Below are 19,203 nucleotides of genomic sequence, written 5' to 3'. Positions count from 1 at the left end.
GTTTAAACACTTACGAAAATTAATCTTCGTGGCGTCGAGGAGAACGAGAACGACCTTGACCTTGTCCACCTTCACGACGGCCTCCCTCACGGCGACCACCTTCACGACGACTGCTACTATTACGGCGATCTCCACCACGAGAATCACGACGTCCACCGTAGTTACGATTATTACCACCGCGACCACGATCACCACCGCCACGATTACTGCTAGAGCGTTCACGACGCATTGGTAATGGACGTTCTTCTGAAATTGTTACCGGTGTATCATCTGGCTCTTTCGTTAATGAGCGAAGAGCAGCTGCTACAACATCAATTGCCTCATGATTATCAAGTAATTCTGACGCAAGTGTACGGTAATCACCTAAGTTGTTATTAGCAATTAGACCTTCAAGAGTATCAAGAGCTAATCGTTGTTGACCTACTAATGCTTCATCTGTTGTTGGCGGACGAAGTGGAGTCATACGTTTTTTCGTAGTTTCTTCTACGATACGTAAGTAACCCATTTCACGTGGCGTTACAAACGTAACAGCAAGACCTGACTTACCTGCACGACCAGTACGACCAATACGGTGAACATAAGATTCAGGGTCTTGCGGTATATCAAAGTTGTATACATGTGTGACACCAGAAATATCAAGACCACGTGCCGCTACATCCGTCGCAACAAGGATATCAATTTTATTTTCTTTAAATTGACGCAATACAGAAATTCGCTTAGCTTGGCTTAAATCACCATGAATACCTTCAGCAAGGTAGCCACGAATTGATAAAGCTTGTGCTAGCTCATCTACACGACGTTTTGTACGGCCAAAGATAATAGCAAGTTCTGGTTGGTGAACATTTAATAAACGAGATAAAACATCGAATTTTTCACGTTCAGCAGATTTCACGAAATATTGATCAATATTATCAACAGTTAATTCTTTTGCTTTAATTTTTACGATTTCTGGATCACGCATAAATGTCTCCGCAATTTTACGAATTGCTGGCGGCATTGTTGCTGAGAACAGAAGTGTTTGACGTTCAGTTGGAACGTTTTCTAGGATGGAATTAATATCATCGATAAAGCCCATATTTAACATTTCATCTGCTTCATCCAGTACTAATGTTTGCACATCTTCTAATTTTAACGTACGACGATTAATATGGTCAATAATACGTCCTGGCGTACCAACAATGATTTGAGGTCTATTTTTCAGTGCACGGATTTGACGGCCAATTTCTTGTCCACCGTAAACTGATAATAATTTCACACGTTTATCATAGCCAATCTTGTAAAGCTCTTCAGATACTTGAATAGCTAATTCACGAGTTGGAGCAATAACCAATGCTTGGATATTAGGGTTTTTTGGGTCAATTTTTTCAATTAGTGGAATCCCGAATGCGGCAGTTTTACCAGTACCCGTTTGCGCTTGACCTAATACATCGCGGCCTTCAATAGCAAAACGAATAGTACCTTCTTGGATTGGTGTTGCTTCTTCAAATCCCATACGCTTTACAGAGCGTAATGTAGATTCGCTAATATTTAATTCTGAAAAATTTGTCAAACTTCTCAATCTCCTTTTTTTCCTTTTAAGTTGACAAATGGTTACATTTTCAGATGAAGTTGTCGGCAAATTCGAGCCTGTGTAGTGGAACGTTTCCGTTACTTAAAAATTCTCTCTACATGATCGTTCATATAGAGCTCTCTTATATGAAAAGGAAAGCCCGGTCTTTACCGAGCGGTTCGATTCTGTCGTAATTATTCACTTTAGAATAAAACCGTTGTGTTCAAAAAAAAGTACTCTTCAACCAAATATGAAGAGTCTTCGCACAAAATGTATCCATTGCTTACACTAGTCTAACATGGCTTTAATACGTATGCAACGATAACGCATGAGTCGTAATAATCTGACTACTTCAAGTATTCTTTAAAAACAGCAAAACCCGCGGAAACCAATCGGAGCAATCTTCCTCAAGACATATATGATGCCTTCCATTATCAGAAAAATACAAAATTTTATCAGCAGAAGCCAATTCATCATAAAGAAATTGTGCTGTGTTAAATGGCACAATTCCATCCTGTTTCCCTTGCACAATAAAGACAGGAATTTGGATATGCTGATAATACGGTTCCACAATTCGAACCAATTTCATAAATTCAATTGTTGAAGCTAATGGCACATTATTAAACTTATGTCGATAACGTAAAAACAGCTCATTATTCGTTAAATTATGATGATATGCATCTGTAGCAAGCAGTTTGAAATCAATGACTAGTTGCTTGGGACTAATATATTTTGCAGCAGCACTCAATAATACTAGCTTTTTTACCTTATAACGTTTCGCCAAATATAAAGCTATAATGCCCCCCATTGAAAATCCAACAACGATGATCTCATCTACTTTTTTAGCTAATAACCGTATGGCTAGCTCTGCATCCATTAACCAGTGCTTTGCAGTAAATCCATCCATATGCAAGTCTTCACCATGCCCCGATAATGTTGGTTCTACAATGAGCCAATCTGTATGCATCCGTAAGTATGTTGTAAACGGCTCCATCTCATAGGGACCACCTGAAAACCCATGTATACATAGTACACCTATTGACAAATCCCTCACCTCGTTTAACAAAGAAACCTCTTAAATAAGTGAATCGGTGAGCATTTTATCCCACCGATTCACTGAAAACTATGACGTAAAAGCTTGTAAAATTGTCTCTAATTTCATACCACGGGAACCCTTCAGTAAAACAATAGATGACTCATTAGCAAGTTTTAGTTTTTCAATAATAGCCGTATAGTCATCTTCGGCATATAACAATCGTTCTGCTTCAAAGTGCTCTTTTAATACTTTATGAAGATGAGTCATTCGAGGTCCAAATAGACAAACGTAATCAATTTCTTGCTCATCTATATCCTCCGCTAGCCCTTCGTGGAAACGTTTTTCATCTGGCCCAAGTTCTAGCATATCCCCTAATACAAGCCATTTTTCAGGTCGAATAGTTGAAGTAGCGATAAATTGGATTGCCGCTTTTACAGAGGTTGGTGCAGCATTATAAGCATCATTAATAAATAACGCACCATTTGTACCTTGTACTTGTTGCATCCGCATATCTGTTAATACTACATGCTCTAAGGATGTACGAATTTGCTCATTATTTAAACCTAGTTGATGAGAAATTAACATGGCAACCAAAGTATTTTTTACTTGATGCTTTCCAAGTACGGAAATAAAGAAGTCACCCTCTATCGTACCGTGTGTAGTAAAGCTACTACCATTAGCATTAGCATGAATATGATCAGCGTATAAAAGGTTATATGGCTCTAATCCAAACGCTACAGCATTTAAATGCTGTTCCTTAGCCACTAATTCCTGTAGCAATGGTTCATCTCCATCATAGAATAATAGGCCGTCCGGCTGCATTCCTTGAATAATCTCAAACTTTGCCTGTGCGATACCTGCACGGGACCCTAAGTCCTGCATATGGGCCTCACCAATATTTGTAATAACTGTCATATGTGGCTGAGCAAGCTTTGTTAAAAATTCAATTTCCCCGAATCCACTCATTCCCATTTCAAGGACAGCTACCTCTGTTTCTTCATCAAGCTGTAAAATGGTAATCGGTAAACCAAGTTGATTATTAAAATTCCCAATTGTTTTTTGAACTTTAAAAAACGGTGCGAGTGTACCCGCTATAATATCTTTTGTTGATGTTTTACCGTTAGAGCCTGTAATACCAATAAATTTAGCTTTATGTTCCTTCCGATAAGCTCGTGCCATTTCCTGCAAAGCTATTTCTGGATCATCCACAAACAATAAAGGTACACCTTTGGGCGGATTAGGTTCATCCTTTTGCCAGAGAGAAGCAATTGCACCTTTTTCAATTGCCTGAGCAACGAACCGGTGTCCATTTGTTTGCTCACCACGAAATGGTACAAATAAATCCCCCTGTTGAATCGTTCTTGTATCAATGGAAATTCCTGATACAACCGTATCATCGTAAGCCGACATATCCTCATTTAACCATGCAGCTAATTGTTTTAATGTTTTTTTCACAATAATCCCACTCAGTCTTTTTTATAGTGAAGCTGTTGTTTTTCTTCGAAACGTTCAATGGCTAACGTAATCAAACGATTAATTAGCTCTGGATAGCTTACATTTGTATGTTGCCAAAGTAGTGGATACATACTTACTGGCGTGAAGCCAGGCAGTGTATTTACTTCATTAATGTAAACGCTATGATCAGCTGTTACAAAAAAGTCGGCACGAACTAAGCCGCTACCATCAATCGCCTTAAAAGCCCGTTTTGCCAGATCTTTTAAGCTTGATTCTGTTTCCTCTGGTAGCTCAGCTGGAATAATCAGTGCTGTGGAGCCATCCTTGTACTTAGAATCATAGTCATAAAACTCTGTAACAGGTTTAATTTCACCTGGTACCGAAACTTCCGGATAATCATTTCCTAAGACGGCAAGTTCAATTTCTCGAGCGATAATACCTTGCTCGACAACAATTTTACGATCGTATTGTAAGGCAACCTCAATTGCTTTTTTTAATTCATCACGGTTTGTTGCTTTGCTAATCCCAACACTAGATCCTAAATTTGCAGGTTTCACAAACATTGGCCAAGTCAATCTTTCTTCACAGCGTTCAATGATAGCTTGTTGTTCATTCTTCCACTCACTGCGAACAAAGTACGTATAGGGCACTTGTGGTAAACCAGCAATCTCGAATAATTGCTTCATAACCACTTTATCCATACCAGCAGAAGATGCTAAAACCCCATTTCCTACATAGGGCAGATTTAGAACTTCTAGTAAACCTTGCACGGTTCCATCCTCACCATTTGTTCCATGTAGCAATGGGAAAATAACATCGAACTGCACTGAATTGCCATGTTCATCGATTAAAAAATCAGTAATATTATTTTCTAAAATTGTAGTATTATCACCAAATTGTAGTTCTTGGATAGTACTTACAGGCTTTTCTAAACGATCTCCGCGTCGCCATTCTCCTTCAGATGTTATGAAAATCGGATATACTTCATACTCCTCGAAATTCAAAGCACCAGTGACTGCACGAGCTGTCGATAATGATACCTCATGCTCCGCTGACTTTCCGCCGTATAATAAACCGATTCTTTTTTTCATTTTTGTGCCCTCCACATACTTCTTGAGTACTATTAGTTTATCACGAAACGTCTTGACAAATGACATAAAAATCCCACCGTAATTTTCGACGGTGAGATTTGAGTGTATATTTCGTTAAATAATATAAATCAATTCATCGTGCTCAGTTTTCAAAATGGTATTTAAATCGTCCCAAACTTCATCAGGAAAAGAATATTCTGACAGATTGCGAACTTCTATCCCATAAGCCACTTTTGGTTTTTCAATACGATACAACGATAATAATGCACCGTCTTTAGCAAAGGATCGATAAGAACGTAAGAAATCAGGTGAAATGGTAGGGATACTCGATTTTACTTTTCGACGCCAAAATCCAGAGCTACGTTCCTTTTCTCGAATTAAACTATTAAAAACATTTGCCACCAATAAATCCGAATCACTTAAATGTCGGAAATAAATTTTTGTCATTTTTTCTAAATCTGAAGAATAATAGACGAATCTATTTTGCAATTTGTTAAAAAATGCAGATGTAATCGGTTCTTTTTTATGACTTATGTAAAGCAATTCCCCTTGTTCCATCGGCGTTAGATGGTCTAGCCTCTTCTCATCCATAAAATCGACCCAACATAATTCCTTGGACTCAGCCGATTTTTTTACAAAATGGGGTACCTCTTCATCCAATACATATTCAAATTGTGTATGCATATTAAAAGAACCGTCTTCATAGGAATGTTTTAATAAAAGTAAGTGATGCAGTGGTTCAAGCGAAGCCGCAAATTGAGAGAATTTCAACCCGCTAAAAATGACAAATTTTTCGACATCATTCATATGAACATAAATATGATACATAAAATCATCAGCTGACTTTAATTTTTTAGCCACAACCATCACCCCATTCTTCACTACATTATAAGACTAAACTCGATTTTTTTGAAACATTTTATGTTAATTGTCGTCACAACTATATACGCAGGCATAAAAGTGTTTTTTGCGTTATAATAGGAATGTTAAACATGCATTTGCATACAGGTTTTCGATTACTCAATGAGTTAAAATATATTTGCTTAAAAGTTCCATTGACAACGTTCAAAGCAAATTGCAATCTTATCAGTAGACATTCATTCTTTCTGATTTTGCATTTGCTTATTCTTTCAACATTATAAACGAAAATGGGAGAAACGCATTATATTTACTCATATTGAGATACTATTTTAATTTAGGTGGATTTTATGGAAAATAAACGAAATTTCGCAAATCGTTTTGACTGGACCCTTGCTTTTATTCTTTTCACTTTTCTAGTCATTAGTTTGTTAGCTATTGCATCTGCCCAAACATCCGGTCAATATGGCATTAACTACGTTCCAAAACAAATGCAATGGTATGTAATTGGTGCAGTAATTATTGGCATAGTGATGTTTTTTGAGCCAGATCAATATAAAAAAATGTCATGGTATATGTATGGAGCAGGGATTGCCTTATTGGTACTGCTTATTTTTATGCCTGAAGGAGAAGGCCAAATCGGTGCACCAGTCAATGGGGCAAAAAGCTGGTACCATACACCGCTTGGAAACATTCAGCCTTCAGAGTTTATGAAAACATTCTACATCTTAGCACTGGCACGATTAATTAGTAAGCACCATGAAGTCTACTCATTAAGATCATTAAAAACAGACTTCTTATTATTAGGAAAAATCGGTTTAACCCTTTTCGTTCCATTAGCTATTATTATGAAACAACCAGACCTTGGTTCAGCACTTGTATTCTTTGCCATTACCGCTGCCCTTATTATTGTAGCAGGTATTTCATGGAAAATAATATTACCTACATTTTTAGGTGGCATAGTAGCAGGTGGTTCATTACTATGGATGGCTCTCTATATGCAAGATTTCTTAGAGAAAACATTCGGTTTTAAAACGTATCAATTCGCTCGAATCTATTCTTGGCTCGATCCCTACTCCTATTCTTCCAGTGATGGTTACCATTTAATCACATCACTTAATGCTATTGGATCAGGTGAAATTTTCGGTAAGGGCTTTCGAAACCGAGAAGTATATGTAGCAGAGAACCATACCGATTTCATTTTCACTGTAATCGGTGAGGAATGGGGCTTTATTGGGGCAAGTATTGTTATTTGTATTTTCTTCCTACTAATTTATCATTTAACAAAAACTACTCTTTTATTGAAAGATCCATTTTCAACATATGTTTGTGCTGGTATTATCGCTATGATTACATTCCATGTGTTCGAGAATATAGGAATGACGATTCAATTATTACCGATTACCGGTATTCCACTTCCATTCATTAGCTATGGTGGTAGTTCATTAATGGGGAATGCTCTAGCTATCGGACTTGTCTTTAGTATGAGATTCCACTATCGGACTTACATGTTTACTACACATGATGAAGATGAATAAAAATAGAAAAAGGGAAGCCTCTATTACAGAGACTTCCCTTTTTCTATTTTAAACGAGTTAAGCTTGAACTTGCGGTGTCTGCGTTGGTGGTGTTAGCACTTTTAAAAGTTCTAGTCGAGACTTTGTTACAGTGGCTGTTACACCCAACTTAGATAAATTCGAAACAATCTTTTTCAAATCTACTTCTTTCCTCATACATTCCACCTCAATCTTTCCTCGATTTTATATAACGTTTAATTGGCAAAAAAGTTTCATTTTTCTATGAGTATGATGTCTGACAAGTTTATCATACCATTTAACTTTGCTTTGAAATTTTTCTTTTTTGTGACATTGTAATTTTTTTATACCCTGCCATGTTCACCACCAAACATTTATAAACTAACCTAAACACCCATATTTTATTCATTTACTTTATTTCACAACAAAAGAAAAGTCGCCTATCTATGTTTCTCCCTCCGTTTTCTTGTAATAGCAAGAACAACGGGGTTAGAATATACATATTGAAATATTGTATGAAAGCAGGGAACTGTATGAAAAAGGCAATTTTATTATTAATGTCAGTTCAATTCCTCGTTTACCTAGGATTCGGTATTATTATCCCAGTCTTACCAGAGGTTATTGTGCAGCAAAATTGGGATAATCTCCATGTCGGTGGCTTACTGACTGTCTATTCATTAGCTAGCTTTTTCACTGCGCCATTTTGGGGCATGCTATCAGATAAGGTAGGTCGTAAACAGCTAATCTTAACGGGACTAATTGGTTTTAGCCTAAGCTTTGTTATTTTTTCATTATTTATTGATAACTTAGCTATTTTATATGTTTCCCGCGTTGTAGGAGGATTATTTTCTGGAGCTTTATATACGGCTGTAACAGGATTTATTGCAGATATGTCTAGCGAGGAGACACGTAATAAATATATGGGCTTTATGGGTATGTCCATCGGTCTAGGATTTATTTTTGGCCCAGCAATTGGTGGAATGCTAGGGCATTATAGCTTGCAATTACCGTTTATCGCATCAGCTATATTAATTGGACTATTATTTATTTATGCAAGTTTCGTCTTAAAAGAACCTGAAAAACGAAAAGATTCAAATAAACGTGCTATTGTGCCAAAAGGTGCTGGGAAAATGCTACGATACCGTGTGCGTTACTTATTTATGTTTTCGTTTTTAGTAACATTTATGTTGGCAGGTGTAGAAGCTACATTCCAACTGTTCCAAATTGAAAAAATTCAAATTACACCATTACAAATTGGTTATTTATTTATGTTTAGTGGTTTTGTTGATGCTGCGATACAAGGTGGTGTCGTTCGCCGAATTAAAAACGGCAGTGAGACAACTTGGCTAATCGGTGCACAAATTGTAACAGCCGTAGGGATGCTTTTATTCACGTTAACCGCCAACCTATTTATCGCAGGGCTAGCATTATGTGTCTTTACAGCTGGAAACGCACTTGCGAGAACATGTGTTGTTTCGCTATCCTCTAAAGAATCTGGCGGACAATATGGTACAGCGGCAGGACTATCTTATTCCATGGATAATCTAGGACGGATACTTGGCCCACTATTTTTCACCTGGTTATTTACAATGCATGCAAGTCTCGGTTACTATACATCAGCAGTAATCGCCATTCTTTCCATTAGCTTAATTTTTATTTTTAAAGCCTCTAAAAAATCGTTGCGTTTTGATTAACATTCATCATGGCTACGATAGAATGATTAACAGGCAATTCGGATTATCTCTAATAAGTCATAGAGATAATCCTTTTCTATGCTAACTAGCTACTTAAAATCTTCTTTCCTCATTTGAAGTAGGCTATACTAAGTATGTTATTATCAATAGTAAAGGCAGGTGTAGGAATGAGCATTTTTACAGATATAGAATATTTAGTTCCTTTAACTTTATTTTTTAATATTTTATTAGCCATGACTATCATTTTTTTAGAACGTAAAGATGCTACATCTACATGGGCATGGATTCTCGTACTATTTTTCATACCATTAGCTGGGTTTATTTTGTATCTATTACTTGGAAGACAGTTACGAAAAAAACATTTATTCCGTTGGGAAGGGCGTAAAGATATCGGTATTGATACGCTCATCAACTATCAAATGGATGCCATTCGTGATGAAACATTTGAGTTTCGTATTTCAAATGCAGAGAATTATCAAGAGATGATTTACATGCACCTTAGAACAAACAATGCTGTTTTAACGCAGGACAACCATCTAGATATTTTTGATGATGGGGCCAATAAATTTGAACAGCTCCTTAAAGATATTGAAGCGGCTAAGGACCATATCCATATTCAATACTATATCTTCCGCCTAGATGATTTAGGAACACGAATCGTTCAAGCACTAATTAAAAAGTCACAGCAAGGTGTCAAGGTACGCCTCCTCTATGATGAGATGGGATCACGTAATGTGAAGAAACGTCATTTTAAAGAATTACTTAATGCCGGAGGCGAGGTAGAAGTGTTCTTCCCTTCCATCTTCCCACTACTTAATCCCCGTTTAAATTTTAGGAATCACCGAAAAATCGTTGTCATTGATGGCCGTATTGGCTATATCGGAGGTTTTAATGTTGGGGATGAATATTTAGGCTTACAAAAAAAGTTTGGGTATTGGAGAGATACACATTTACGCATTGAAGGTAGTGCCGTACATCCACTCCAAACACGCTTTTTATTAGATTGGAATCAAGCAAGTTCCCAGCAAAAGATGGGCTATTCGGACCGCTACTTCCCTGCTATTCCGAAAAAAGGTGATGTTGGTTTACAAATTGTATCAAGCGGACCTGACTCCGATTGGGAACAAATTAAGATTGGTTACTTAAAGCTGATAAATATGGCCCAAAAGTATATCTATATTCAAACGCCTTATTTTATTCCGGATGTAAGCTTCTTAGATGCCATTAAAATTGCGACATTGTCCGGTATCGATGTTCGAATTATGATCCCTAACAAGCCAGATCACATGTTTGTTTATTGGGCTACATATTCCTATGTTGGACAGCTACTTCGAGCAGGAGCAAAAGTATATATATATGAAAAGGGCTTTATTCATGCCAAAGCCATTATTATCGATGATGAAGCTTCCTCTGTTGGTACAGCTAATATCGATGTTCGAAGCTTTAGCTTAAATTTCGAGGTTAATGCCTTTATCTATGATGCCAACATTTCGCATCAGCTGGCGGAGCTGTTTGAAAAGGATATTTTTGATTGTACAGAGCTGACGTGGGAGATGTACCAAAACCGTTCATCATTGATCAAATTTAAAGAATCAATATCTCGGTTATTAACTCCTATCTTATAAAATGAAAAAGGAAGAGAGCTTGTTCGTGTAGAACGGCATCTCTTCCTTTTTCTTATTTCACGCCTAAATATTCTTCTAGCGTAATACTTTGCTTAGCAATTTCTTTAGCTATATCCTTACCAACATAACGATAATGCCAAGACTCATACATATAGCCTGTAATTTCCTCTTTGTTTTGAGGGAATCGTAGAATAAATCCATACTCTTGAGCGTGTGCAAATAACCATTGCCCTGCTGGTGTTTCTCCAAATTCCTCTGTCAGCCATAAATCTTCTTTTCCTCGCTCTCCTATATCAAACGCTAAGCCTGTTTGGTGTTCAGAATAGCCTGGACGAGCACTGTATCGATCTGCCGCTGCTTGTCCATCACGATTAACATAGTTGTTATAAAGTGTTGTTTGATATTCAAAAGAACGATAACCACTAAAAGCAACTAAATCAAACCCTTGTTGCTTGGCAGCCTCTAGCATTTGATTTAGCGCTTGTCTTGCTTCTGGATTTTCCTCAGGTGCAAAGGTAGAAGGAAGCGGATAAATTTTATTTGCTAGCAGAATGCCTTTTATATAAGTTGGTTCGGTAGGTAATGTTTGATTAGGCAGATAGCCATTTTCGTCTGGTTGCTGCTCTGGCTTTTCAGGTGTTTCAGGTGTAGTGTCTGTCTTCTCAGTTGTAGAAGAATCTTGCCCTGTTGATTTATTTGTTTCTGTAGATTTTGGTTGCTCATCAGATGCACTATTTACTTGATTATTTTTATAGTTGTAAACTACAAAAATAGATACGATTAACGCAACAGAAATCAAAGCACCCATGATGAGCAAAAGACGATTGTTTTTCACTATTTATGCCCCTTTTAAAAATAGCACATACGAAAAGAGTAGGTCCTCCCTCTGTAAATACTTATCTTATTTTATTACTTGATTAATATAATCTCATTTTAGCACTGTTCACATTTTCAGGTGTGAAATTCACCTGTTATTTTGTAAATATTAGTCTGTAAGAATAATGATGAATACGATGATTGAAGCTATCGCAAAAAATATCGCCATATACTTCATCCATTTCGCTTCTTTTCCATACCCTTGTTCTTCAAAACTTTTTGCTCTAAAGCCATTTGACATGGCAAACATAATCGTCATTGCAAGTACTGCAAAATTGAATTTCCCTATAATAATAAATACAAGTGCCGCAATACTAAAAATAGCGACTAAAATGGATGATAGCCATTTTCTGTTCATCATGTTGTCCCCCTAAAAAAATCGAGGCAACAGAGGCGCCTCGACATGAATAAATTATTTTGCTTTTTCTGGATGTTGCGAATAATACTTTCGCCCAATATATGTTTGTAGAATTAACAACGCACCGCTGACAGACCAATACAAAGGTAATGCTGCCATAGATGACATTGAAATAAAGACAATCATAATTGGTGAAATATAAATAAACATTTTCATTTGAGCTTTTTGCTGCTCAGGTACAGTCCATAATGATACTCGTGCCTGAACGAGGTACACAATCCCCGCTACAATCGTCATGACGATATCAGGTGACCCTAAGCTAAACCATAAAAATTCATGTGACTTCACATCTGTTGAATATAAAATCGAGAAATAAAGACCCATAATAATCGGCATTTGGATTAGCATTGGTAAGCATCCCATATTTAATGGATTAATGCCATGCTTTTGATAGAGAGCCATCATTTCTTGTTGATATTGCGTTTGCTCTTCTTTTGTCTTAGCTTCTTTCATTTTTTTCTGAACTGCTTCCATTTCAGGCTTGAACGCATCCATTTTTGTTTTCATCAATTGTTGTTGACGATAATTTTTCAACATAATTGGCATTAAGACTAAACGGATTAGAACAGTAATCGCAATGATTGCTAAACCATAACTACCTGCAAAGATATCGTTCCCGAAAAATTCCAGTAAAAATTCCATAGGTTTTACAAAGATACTATAGAAAAAACCTTCTTTGTTTTGCACTGCTTGACAGCCACTAAGTACAAAAACAGCTAGCCCAAGCATTGAAAATAGTTTCAAATTTTTCATTTTTCCACCTACTATAATTTATCAACTACTGTGAAGTATACCTTATAGGGTCTATCTTTATCAAATAGCAAGTGCTACTATTTATGTTTGTTATTTTCATAAAAAAAGGTGCGAGCTATAGCAGTATAGCTAACACCTCCGCACCTATTATTTTTCTATGCTCAAAAGCTATGCATTTTGTAATTCTGTCTCAGTCATTTCAAATCGATAAAATTCATGATGAAGCTCATCTCTAAAATGCTTTGGCGTAACACCAGTATACTTTTTGAAAATACGTGTAAAATAACTTTGGTTACAGAAATGGAATTGATCAGATATAGATGTAATACTTTTGTTTGTATGTCGTAAGTAGTATTGAGACTCTTCTACACGTCTAACATTTAAGTATTCAACTAATGTAATACCTACATGTTCTCTAAAAATACGTGATAAGTGACTAGTACTTATATGGAAGTTGTTAGCAATACTTTCCACAGTTAAATCATTTTCTAATTCATCATTTATATACATGATCACTTTGTTGACAGTCTGATGACGGAAAGTCGGTTGTTTGCGATCTGCAATAAAATAAACAAAGAAATCAATTAAATCATCGGCAAATTGCAAAAATTCTGCGTCTTTCATTTGGTTTTCGATCATATCATTACAAGCGATATTGAAAGCAAATGCCTTTTTCGAAGGTACTTGATTGTCTAGCAATTTTCGAGCAACGATCGAAGACAAAACGGAAAAATAACCTCGAACAATTTTAATGACCTGTTTCCCAAAACGAATTGAAAGAATATCAATTAATTCATGTAAAGATTTCTTCGCTTTGGTGGATTCTAAATGGTAAATTTCAAAAATTAATTTCGACTCAATATTAAAAAATTCTTCGACGCCGATATATTGATTTATATTATCGATTTCTTGGAAATATCTTTTGGAAATCGTTTCTGACATAGAATGTTGATGTAGTTGCATAATCTTCCCCATCTTTCCTCAGAGTGCACGAACTGCATTACAATATTTGACATCAATCCCAATGAATAAAAAATAAGAAAATAGTATTTATTAATTTATCTTGAGAACTGAGTCCTATTTCACATTTTTTTAAAAAAACAACCTTATAAATAACCTAACTTAAACACCAGAACACAAGAAAATAGACTATACAGTGAATTTTACCATATTCTGCGATTTCCTTTCAACCAAATTTTAATTGCTACTCTAGTTCTAATTTATCACATAGGCATAGTAGAAACCTTGTAAACTTATTCCTAACAATTAAATTTTACCATATACGTATCAAAATAAATTAGTAATTATATAAATGTATTTACAAATTATACAAGACAAATTTCACCATTCTAATGAGTCAATCGACATTTTTCTATTTTATTCCTAAATCTTCTCTATATAATTTATATGATTATGTAGTAAAATAGATGATAATACTATTTTTAAAAGTTTAGACGAGGTGTATAAAGTGGAACCAAAACAAATAGAAGAAATTATGGAGATTATTAAGGAATTCTTCCCTGAGAATACTTCCATTGCTATCTCTGATACCAATGAGTATTTGTATTACCAGCCAAGTAAAAAAGTTGATTTAAAAATTAAACCTGGCGATCCTATTAAAGAAGGTTCAGCGGCTCATAAAGCCCTAAGCTATGGCCAAAAAATTAGCTCATACATCGAACCTGATGTTTTCGGTGTAGCATATTACGGTATGAGTATTCCTTTAATGGAGGAAGGCGAAACTAAAGGAGCTATTACTGCTATCTTCCCGCAAAAACCATCAGCATTCTTAACAAACTACATTACCATTAAAATCGATGATTGCTGGTACCCAATTAAGCATGATCAAGTGATTTATTTAGAAACACAACTCCGTAAAACATTTGTTAAAACAATGTCTCGTGAAGGTTATCACCGTTTAAACCTAAGTGATTTAGAGCTATTTTTAGCACCTGATTCATTTATTCGTTGTCACCGCTCTTACATCGTTAACATTGACTACATCGATGAAATTCAACCAGATTCTCACTCAACGTTTTTATTAATTATGAAAGATGGTACTCGTATCCCTGTTAGCCAACGCTATGCAAGCTATTTCCGTCGATCTTTAGGTTTCTAGTTTTAAGTACAGCGAGCAATGTATGTGGATTGTTCGCTGTATTTTTTTATTCCTAAAGTGCCCCCTCTTATCCTCTATTAACAATTTTTGCATAGTTTTTATGTAGAAATTTCCTATATTTATACAGCTCTACAATAAAACGTTTTCTCTGTCGAAAAATCATCTTAATGCTCGATTTTCCTTTTTTTACTCAATTTAATGCTATTCATAAAGTAATTGTGACAATTTGGTGATAGTATTATTCAAATGGTTGGAGTCATACTACAACTGAATAAACAGAAAATTCTCAAATGTTTTTTCTAGTTTTGTAATCGGTTTCCATCAAAATTATTTAGGGGAGGATTTTTTTATGGATGCAAATGTTCAAAAACGCCTAGGTTTAAAAGAACTTGAGAGTAAAATTGTCACTGCTGAAGAAGCAGCAGCGCTTATTTCTAATGGTGATGTAGTTGGGATGAGTGGTTTTACTCGTGCTGGGGACGCAAAAGTTGTGCCAATGGCATTAGTTGAGCGAGCAAAAAATGAAGAATTCAAAATTGATGTATACACAGGTGCATCTTTAGGACCAGAAGTGGATAAGTACTTAGCAGAAGCTGGTGCCATTCGAAAACGTGGACCATTCCAAGGAGACGCTGGTATCCGTAATTTAATTAACTCTGGTGATGTTTTATATGTAGATGCTCACCTTTCTCATAATGCTGAGCTAGTGCGCCAAGGAATTATCGGACCAATCAAGTATTTAATTCTTGAAGCGGTTGCTATTACTGAAGATGGGTTAATCATTCCAACAAACTCTGTAGGTAACTCACCTATCTTTGCAGAATATGCAGAAAATATTATTATCGAGTTAAACATTTCTCATCCCGAAGCTTTAATCGGCATCCATGATATTTATGTACCTGGCGAACAAGGTAAGCGTGAAGCTATTCCAATGACAGACGCTATGCAACGCCTTGGTGATATCGGTATTAAAGTCGATCCAGCTAAAATTAAAGCAATTGTTATTTCTGAAGAGCCAGATGCTCCTTCATTAATCGTACCTCCAGATGAAGAAACACAAACTATGGCAAACATTTTATTAGACTTCTTCCGCGATGAAATTAAAGCAGGTCGTTTAACAAAACAATTAATGCCATTACAATCTGGTGTTGGTTCTGTTGCAAACGCTGTACTTGATGGCTTTGCAGATTCAGAATTTGAAGATTTAATTGTGGCATCAGAAGTACTTCAAGATGCAGTATTTAACTTAATCGATGCAGGTAAGGTTAAATTTGCCGCTGCAACTTCAATTACACTTACTGAAGAATTACAGCAAAAAGTATATGGCAATTTAGAAAAATATGCTGATAAAATTTGCTTACGTCCACAAGAAATTTCTAACCACCCTGAACTTATCCGTCGTTTGGGTCTTATCTCAATCAACACAGCTCTTGAGTTAGATATCTATGGTAACGTAAACTCAACACATGTCTCTGGTACTCGTATGATGAACGGCATCGGTGGTTCAGGAGACTTCGCTCGTAACGCACGCCTTGGTATTTTTGTTACAAAATCATACGCAAAAGGTGGAGCAATTTCTTCTATCGTGCCAATGGTATCTCACGTTGATCATACTGAGCATGATGTAGATGTTATCGTAACAGAACAAGGTATCGCTGACTTACGTGGTCTTGCACCACAAGAACGTGTACCTTTAATTATTGAAAACTGTGCACACCCAGATTATAAAGAGCAATTATGGGATTACTATAACCGTGCTGTCGAAGCAACTGGTAGCCATCAAACGCCTCACCTTTTAGAGGAAGCACTTTCTTGGCATGTAAACCTTGCTAAAAACAAAACAATGAAAAAAGAAGTTTCAAAAGCTTAATCATCAATTTTCTGGACGCCTACTAAGTGAAAACTTATTGGGCGTTCTTTTTTATTGGAAATGTTATAATAGAATATATGCAACTAACTTACTAATTTGTTCTAATTCATGGGAGGAGCTATGAAAAAATTTATTTATGTAATTATTTTCTTTTCTTTTTTCGACCTTTTTACCCAGCTACCTGTTATGAGTACATATGCAGAGTCTTTAGGCGCATCGGCATTCCTTACAGGTCTTGCAGTAGGTATGTATTCATTATCCAATACATTTGGTAATATCATTTCAGGCTTTTTAACGGATCGCAAAGGACCTTTTATCATACTCATCGTTGGTCTCTTAACAACTGGTTTATCGTTAACACTTTATAATTTAGTAGAGGAGCCTATTGCGCTTTTAGCAGTCCGTTTTATTCATGGACTTGTTGCAGGCTTCATTGTCCCTGCCGCCTTTACATTTTTAGCAAATGCTACTGAGCAAGAAAAAAGAGGTAAGGGTAGTGCTATTTCTGGCGCATTTGTTGGCATTGCTGCTATTATTGGCCCTGCTTTTAGTGGTATTCTAGCAAGCCGGACAAGTGTCCCATTTGTTTTTAATATCTCTGCTAGCTTCATGCTTTTATTAGGTATCCTTTCTTTCTTTTTACTAAGAGCAAATGAAGTAAAAAAAGAGAAAGCGGCACCAAGTACATATATTCCGATAAGTGTATTCTTTAATAATACAGGAACATTAAAGGCATTTTCAGGAGCCTTCTTTTTAATGTTTTCACAAGGTGTAATTGCATATCTTCTACCGCTCAAAGTTCAATCTCTAGGCTTTGACTCCCGTTTAAGTGGCACATTGATGAGCACATTTGGTATTATCGCTGTACTTGTTTTTTTATTACCAACTAATCGTATTTTTGATAAGGTTAATCCTCTAAAAACATTGTCACTCGGTATTGGATTAATGGGATTAAGCCAATTATTAATTAGCCAAGCGGATTCTAGCTCTTTGCTTTACCTAGCAATGGCATGTTATGGGGTAGGGTTTGGATTCCTTTTCCCTTCCGTCAATTCACTTTTAATAGATTCCACAACTGCTGAAATACGAGGAAAAGCATATGGTTATTTCTATGCATTTTTCTCTCTCGGTGTAGTATTAGGTTCTTCCTTGTTAGGATGGCTATCACTTGGAGTGATCAGCGGCTTTATCTTTACGGGAATTGTATTATTAATATTTGCAGGAGTAATCCTATTCCCACACAAAAGACCTTCTCATGCATAGATGAGAAGGTTTTGTCATTATTTTTCCTTATCTTGAATTTCCTCATTATAGAAGTGGACACCAGTATGTCCTCCACCTTCAGCGACCATTTCATTTGAGGCGATCTTCGTTGGAGAAGTACCAGCCTCTGTTGCTACCTCTGTTGATACGCGTTCTGCAATATTGTCGTGCATATCAGGACCTGTAGTCAGATAGGATTCTAATCTTGATTTCATATTATTAAACATCGATAGTGCTTTATCACGGTTCTCTTTTTTACTTAAATAAGATGCTGCTAATCCCGCTAATCCTGCAATGACAACACCTGTTCCTTTTCGTTTAGCCATAATTTATTACCTCCTAAAAATATAGAAACTAGCTCTGTACTATAGTTTTTCCCTATTCTTAGAAGAATAAACATTTATTTTTTTATCTCTATCTGCATATATATAAGAATAAGAAATATACTTGCCTAAATATCCGCCGTACTAACCATTCTTCTATTAACATTTAGCTTAATTTTCGACATTTATTATAATTATGTAATTTTTTATGATTATAAAAGGCAAGTAAAGGGAATTAATAAATTAATACTAATAATAGGAGCGTGATTATGATGAAGGAATTCGATTTAGCGTATGATTGGATAGACATGGCTTCATTAGTAGGTGGGGCAGGCCTTTTAACCGTACTAATTTATGGTGTTATTCTTTTGTAAGGAGCTACTTGAATGAGTTACTTTAGCAATTAAAAGGCAATCCGCTTACCCTATAAGCAGATTGCCTTTATTTTATCGTTTTACATCATTATAAGCATCTGATTTGGCAAAGGCCGCAACTACATAGGAACAAACCGCTTCCATCTTATAGTCATGTTCTCGCGCATACTGTGCTGCCTGATCAAGCAATTGTTTGGCCACCCCTTGACCTCGGAGTTTATCTGATACATATGTGTGATCCATTACCATTACTTGCCCGTTTTGCTGCCAAGTAATTTCTGCAAGTCTTTCCCCTGCTTGCTCATTCAAAAATGCAAATTTATTCCCTGCTAATTGCTGTAATTGAAATTCCATTTTTCACCAC

General features: G+C 36.1%; 18 protein-coding genes. 6 read left to right on the top strand and 12 right to left on the bottom strand.

Features of this window, described 5'->3' with window-relative positions; genetic code table 11:
• Nucleotides 1-19 precede the first annotated feature (19 nt).
• The 5 genes from B3D94_RS02715 to B3D94_RS02695 all read right to left on the bottom strand — a co-directional run bounded on the left by B3D94_RS02715 (nucleotide 20) and on the right by B3D94_RS02695 (nucleotide 5,998).
• Entirely contained in the window at nucleotides 20-1,549 is a 1,530-nt protein-coding gene (locus tag B3D94_RS02715; RefSeq protein ID WP_069482828.1) for a DEAD/DEAH box helicase, read from the bottom strand.
• Nucleotides 1,550-1,901: 352 nt separating this feature from the next.
• Nucleotides 1,902-2,594, bottom strand: coding sequence for an alpha/beta hydrolase (locus tag B3D94_RS02710; RefSeq protein WP_069482829.1), 693 nt, complete (start codon nucleotides 2,592-2,594; stop codon nucleotides 1,902-1,904).
• Nucleotides 2,595-2,672: 78 nt separating this feature from the next.
• A complete protein-coding gene (locus B3D94_RS02705) occupies nucleotides 2,673-4,040 on the bottom strand; it encodes a UDP-N-acetylmuramoyl-tripeptide--D-alanyl-D-alanine ligase (protein WP_291754378.1) in 1,368 nt (455 codons plus the stop codon).
• Nucleotides 4,041-4,051: 11 nt separating this feature from the next.
• Nucleotides 4,052-5,131 (bottom strand): D-alanine--D-alanine ligase, encoded by a 1,080-nt coding sequence (locus B3D94_RS02700; protein ID WP_069482831.1) that lies wholly within the window; start codon nucleotides 5,129-5,131, stop codon nucleotides 4,052-4,054.
• Between the two features lie 114 nt (nucleotides 5,132-5,245).
• Nucleotides 5,246-5,998 (bottom strand): hypothetical protein, encoded by a 753-nt coding sequence (locus B3D94_RS02695; RefSeq protein WP_069482832.1) that lies wholly within the window; start codon nucleotides 5,996-5,998, stop codon nucleotides 5,246-5,248.
• 341 nt (nucleotides 5,999-6,339) lie between these two features.
• Here B3D94_RS02695 and B3D94_RS02690 point away from each other — a divergent pair, with 341 nt between their 5' ends.
• Nucleotides 6,340-7,527, top strand: a complete 1,188-nt coding sequence (locus B3D94_RS02690) for an FtsW/RodA/SpoVE family cell cycle protein (protein WP_069482833.1) — start codon at nucleotides 6,340-6,342, stop codon at nucleotides 7,525-7,527.
• Between the two features lie 57 nt (nucleotides 7,528-7,584).
• On the opposite strand, the gene B3D94_RS02685 is transcribed toward B3D94_RS02690, so the two are convergent.
• A complete protein-coding gene (locus B3D94_RS02685) occupies nucleotides 7,585-7,722 on the bottom strand; it encodes an Lmo0850 family protein (RefSeq protein ID WP_164908744.1) in 138 nt (45 codons plus the stop codon).
• A gap of 335 nt (nucleotides 7,723-8,057) precedes the next feature.
• Here B3D94_RS02685 and B3D94_RS02680 point away from each other — a divergent pair, with 335 nt between their 5' ends.
• Together B3D94_RS02680 and cls are read left to right on the top strand one after the other, a co-directional pair.
• Complete coding sequence (locus B3D94_RS02680) at nucleotides 8,058-9,218, top strand: MFS transporter (RefSeq protein ID WP_069482834.1); 1,161 nt, start codon at nucleotides 8,058-8,060, stop codon at nucleotides 9,216-9,218.
• A gap of 167 nt (nucleotides 9,219-9,385) precedes the next feature.
• A complete protein-coding gene (gene cls / locus B3D94_RS02675) occupies nucleotides 9,386-10,843 on the top strand; it encodes a cardiolipin synthase (RefSeq protein WP_069483435.1) in 1,458 nt (485 codons plus the stop codon).
• Nucleotides 10,844-10,895: 52 nt separating this feature from the next.
• Here the strand turns inward: cls and B3D94_RS02670 are convergent, their stop codons facing one another.
• The 4 genes from B3D94_RS02670 to B3D94_RS02655 all read right to left on the bottom strand — a co-directional run bounded on the left by B3D94_RS02670 (nucleotide 10,896) and on the right by B3D94_RS02655 (nucleotide 13,853).
• On the bottom strand, nucleotides 10,896-11,678 hold the full coding sequence (locus tag B3D94_RS02670) for a D-alanyl-D-alanine carboxypeptidase family protein (protein WP_069482835.1): 783 nt from the start codon (nucleotides 11,676-11,678) through the stop codon (nucleotides 10,896-10,898).
• 150 nt (nucleotides 11,679-11,828) lie between these two features.
• Nucleotides 11,829-12,080, bottom strand: a complete 252-nt coding sequence (locus B3D94_RS02665) for a hypothetical protein (protein WP_175423086.1) — start codon at nucleotides 12,078-12,080, stop codon at nucleotides 11,829-11,831.
• A gap of 51 nt (nucleotides 12,081-12,131) precedes the next feature.
• Nucleotides 12,132-12,890 carry a membrane protein insertase YidC gene (yidC, locus tag B3D94_RS02660; RefSeq protein WP_069482837.1) on the bottom strand — a complete coding sequence of 253 codons (759 nt, stop codon included), beginning with the start codon at nucleotides 12,888-12,890 and terminating at the stop codon, nucleotides 12,132-12,134.
• A gap of 168 nt (nucleotides 12,891-13,058) precedes the next feature.
• Nucleotides 13,059-13,853 (bottom strand): helix-turn-helix transcriptional regulator, encoded by a 795-nt coding sequence (locus tag B3D94_RS02655; RefSeq protein ID WP_069482838.1) that lies wholly within the window; start codon nucleotides 13,851-13,853, stop codon nucleotides 13,059-13,061.
• A gap of 505 nt (nucleotides 13,854-14,358) precedes the next feature.
• Here B3D94_RS02655 and B3D94_RS02650 point away from each other — a divergent pair.
• The 3 genes from B3D94_RS02650 (at nucleotide 14,359) to B3D94_RS02640 (ending at nucleotide 18,142) form a co-directional block, all read left to right on the top strand.
• Entirely contained in the window at nucleotides 14,359-15,009 is a 651-nt protein-coding gene (locus B3D94_RS02650) for a LytTR family DNA-binding domain-containing protein (RefSeq protein WP_008177095.1), read from the top strand.
• A 349-nt stretch (nucleotides 15,010-15,358) separates the two neighbouring features.
• On the top strand, nucleotides 15,359-16,879 hold the full coding sequence (locus B3D94_RS02645) for a succinate CoA transferase (protein ID WP_069482839.1): 1,521 nt from the start codon (nucleotides 15,359-15,361) through the stop codon (nucleotides 16,877-16,879).
• A gap of 120 nt (nucleotides 16,880-16,999) precedes the next feature.
• Nucleotides 17,000-18,142 (top strand): MFS transporter, encoded by a 1,143-nt coding sequence (locus B3D94_RS02640; RefSeq protein ID WP_291754356.1) that lies wholly within the window; start codon nucleotides 17,000-17,002, stop codon nucleotides 18,140-18,142.
• Between the two features lie 17 nt (nucleotides 18,143-18,159).
• Here B3D94_RS02640 and B3D94_RS02635 read toward each other — a convergent pair whose 3' ends face one another.
• Complete coding sequence (locus tag B3D94_RS02635) at nucleotides 18,160-18,468, bottom strand: hypothetical protein (protein WP_008177106.1); 309 nt, start codon at nucleotides 18,466-18,468, stop codon at nucleotides 18,160-18,162.
• 443 nt (nucleotides 18,469-18,911) lie between these two features.
• Complete coding sequence (locus tag B3D94_RS02630) at nucleotides 18,912-19,193, bottom strand: GNAT family N-acetyltransferase (protein WP_069482841.1); 282 nt, start codon at nucleotides 19,191-19,193, stop codon at nucleotides 18,912-18,914.
• Between the last annotated feature and the right edge of the window lie 10 nt (nucleotides 19,194-19,203).

This window comes from Lysinibacillus sp. UBA5990, from assembly GCF_002429815.1.
GTDB lineage: Bacteria > Bacillota > Bacilli > Bacillales_A > Planococcaceae > Lysinibacillus > Lysinibacillus fusiformis.
Note: the sequence above shows the minus strand (reverse complement) of the source record. Positions and strands in the feature narration are given on the sequence as shown.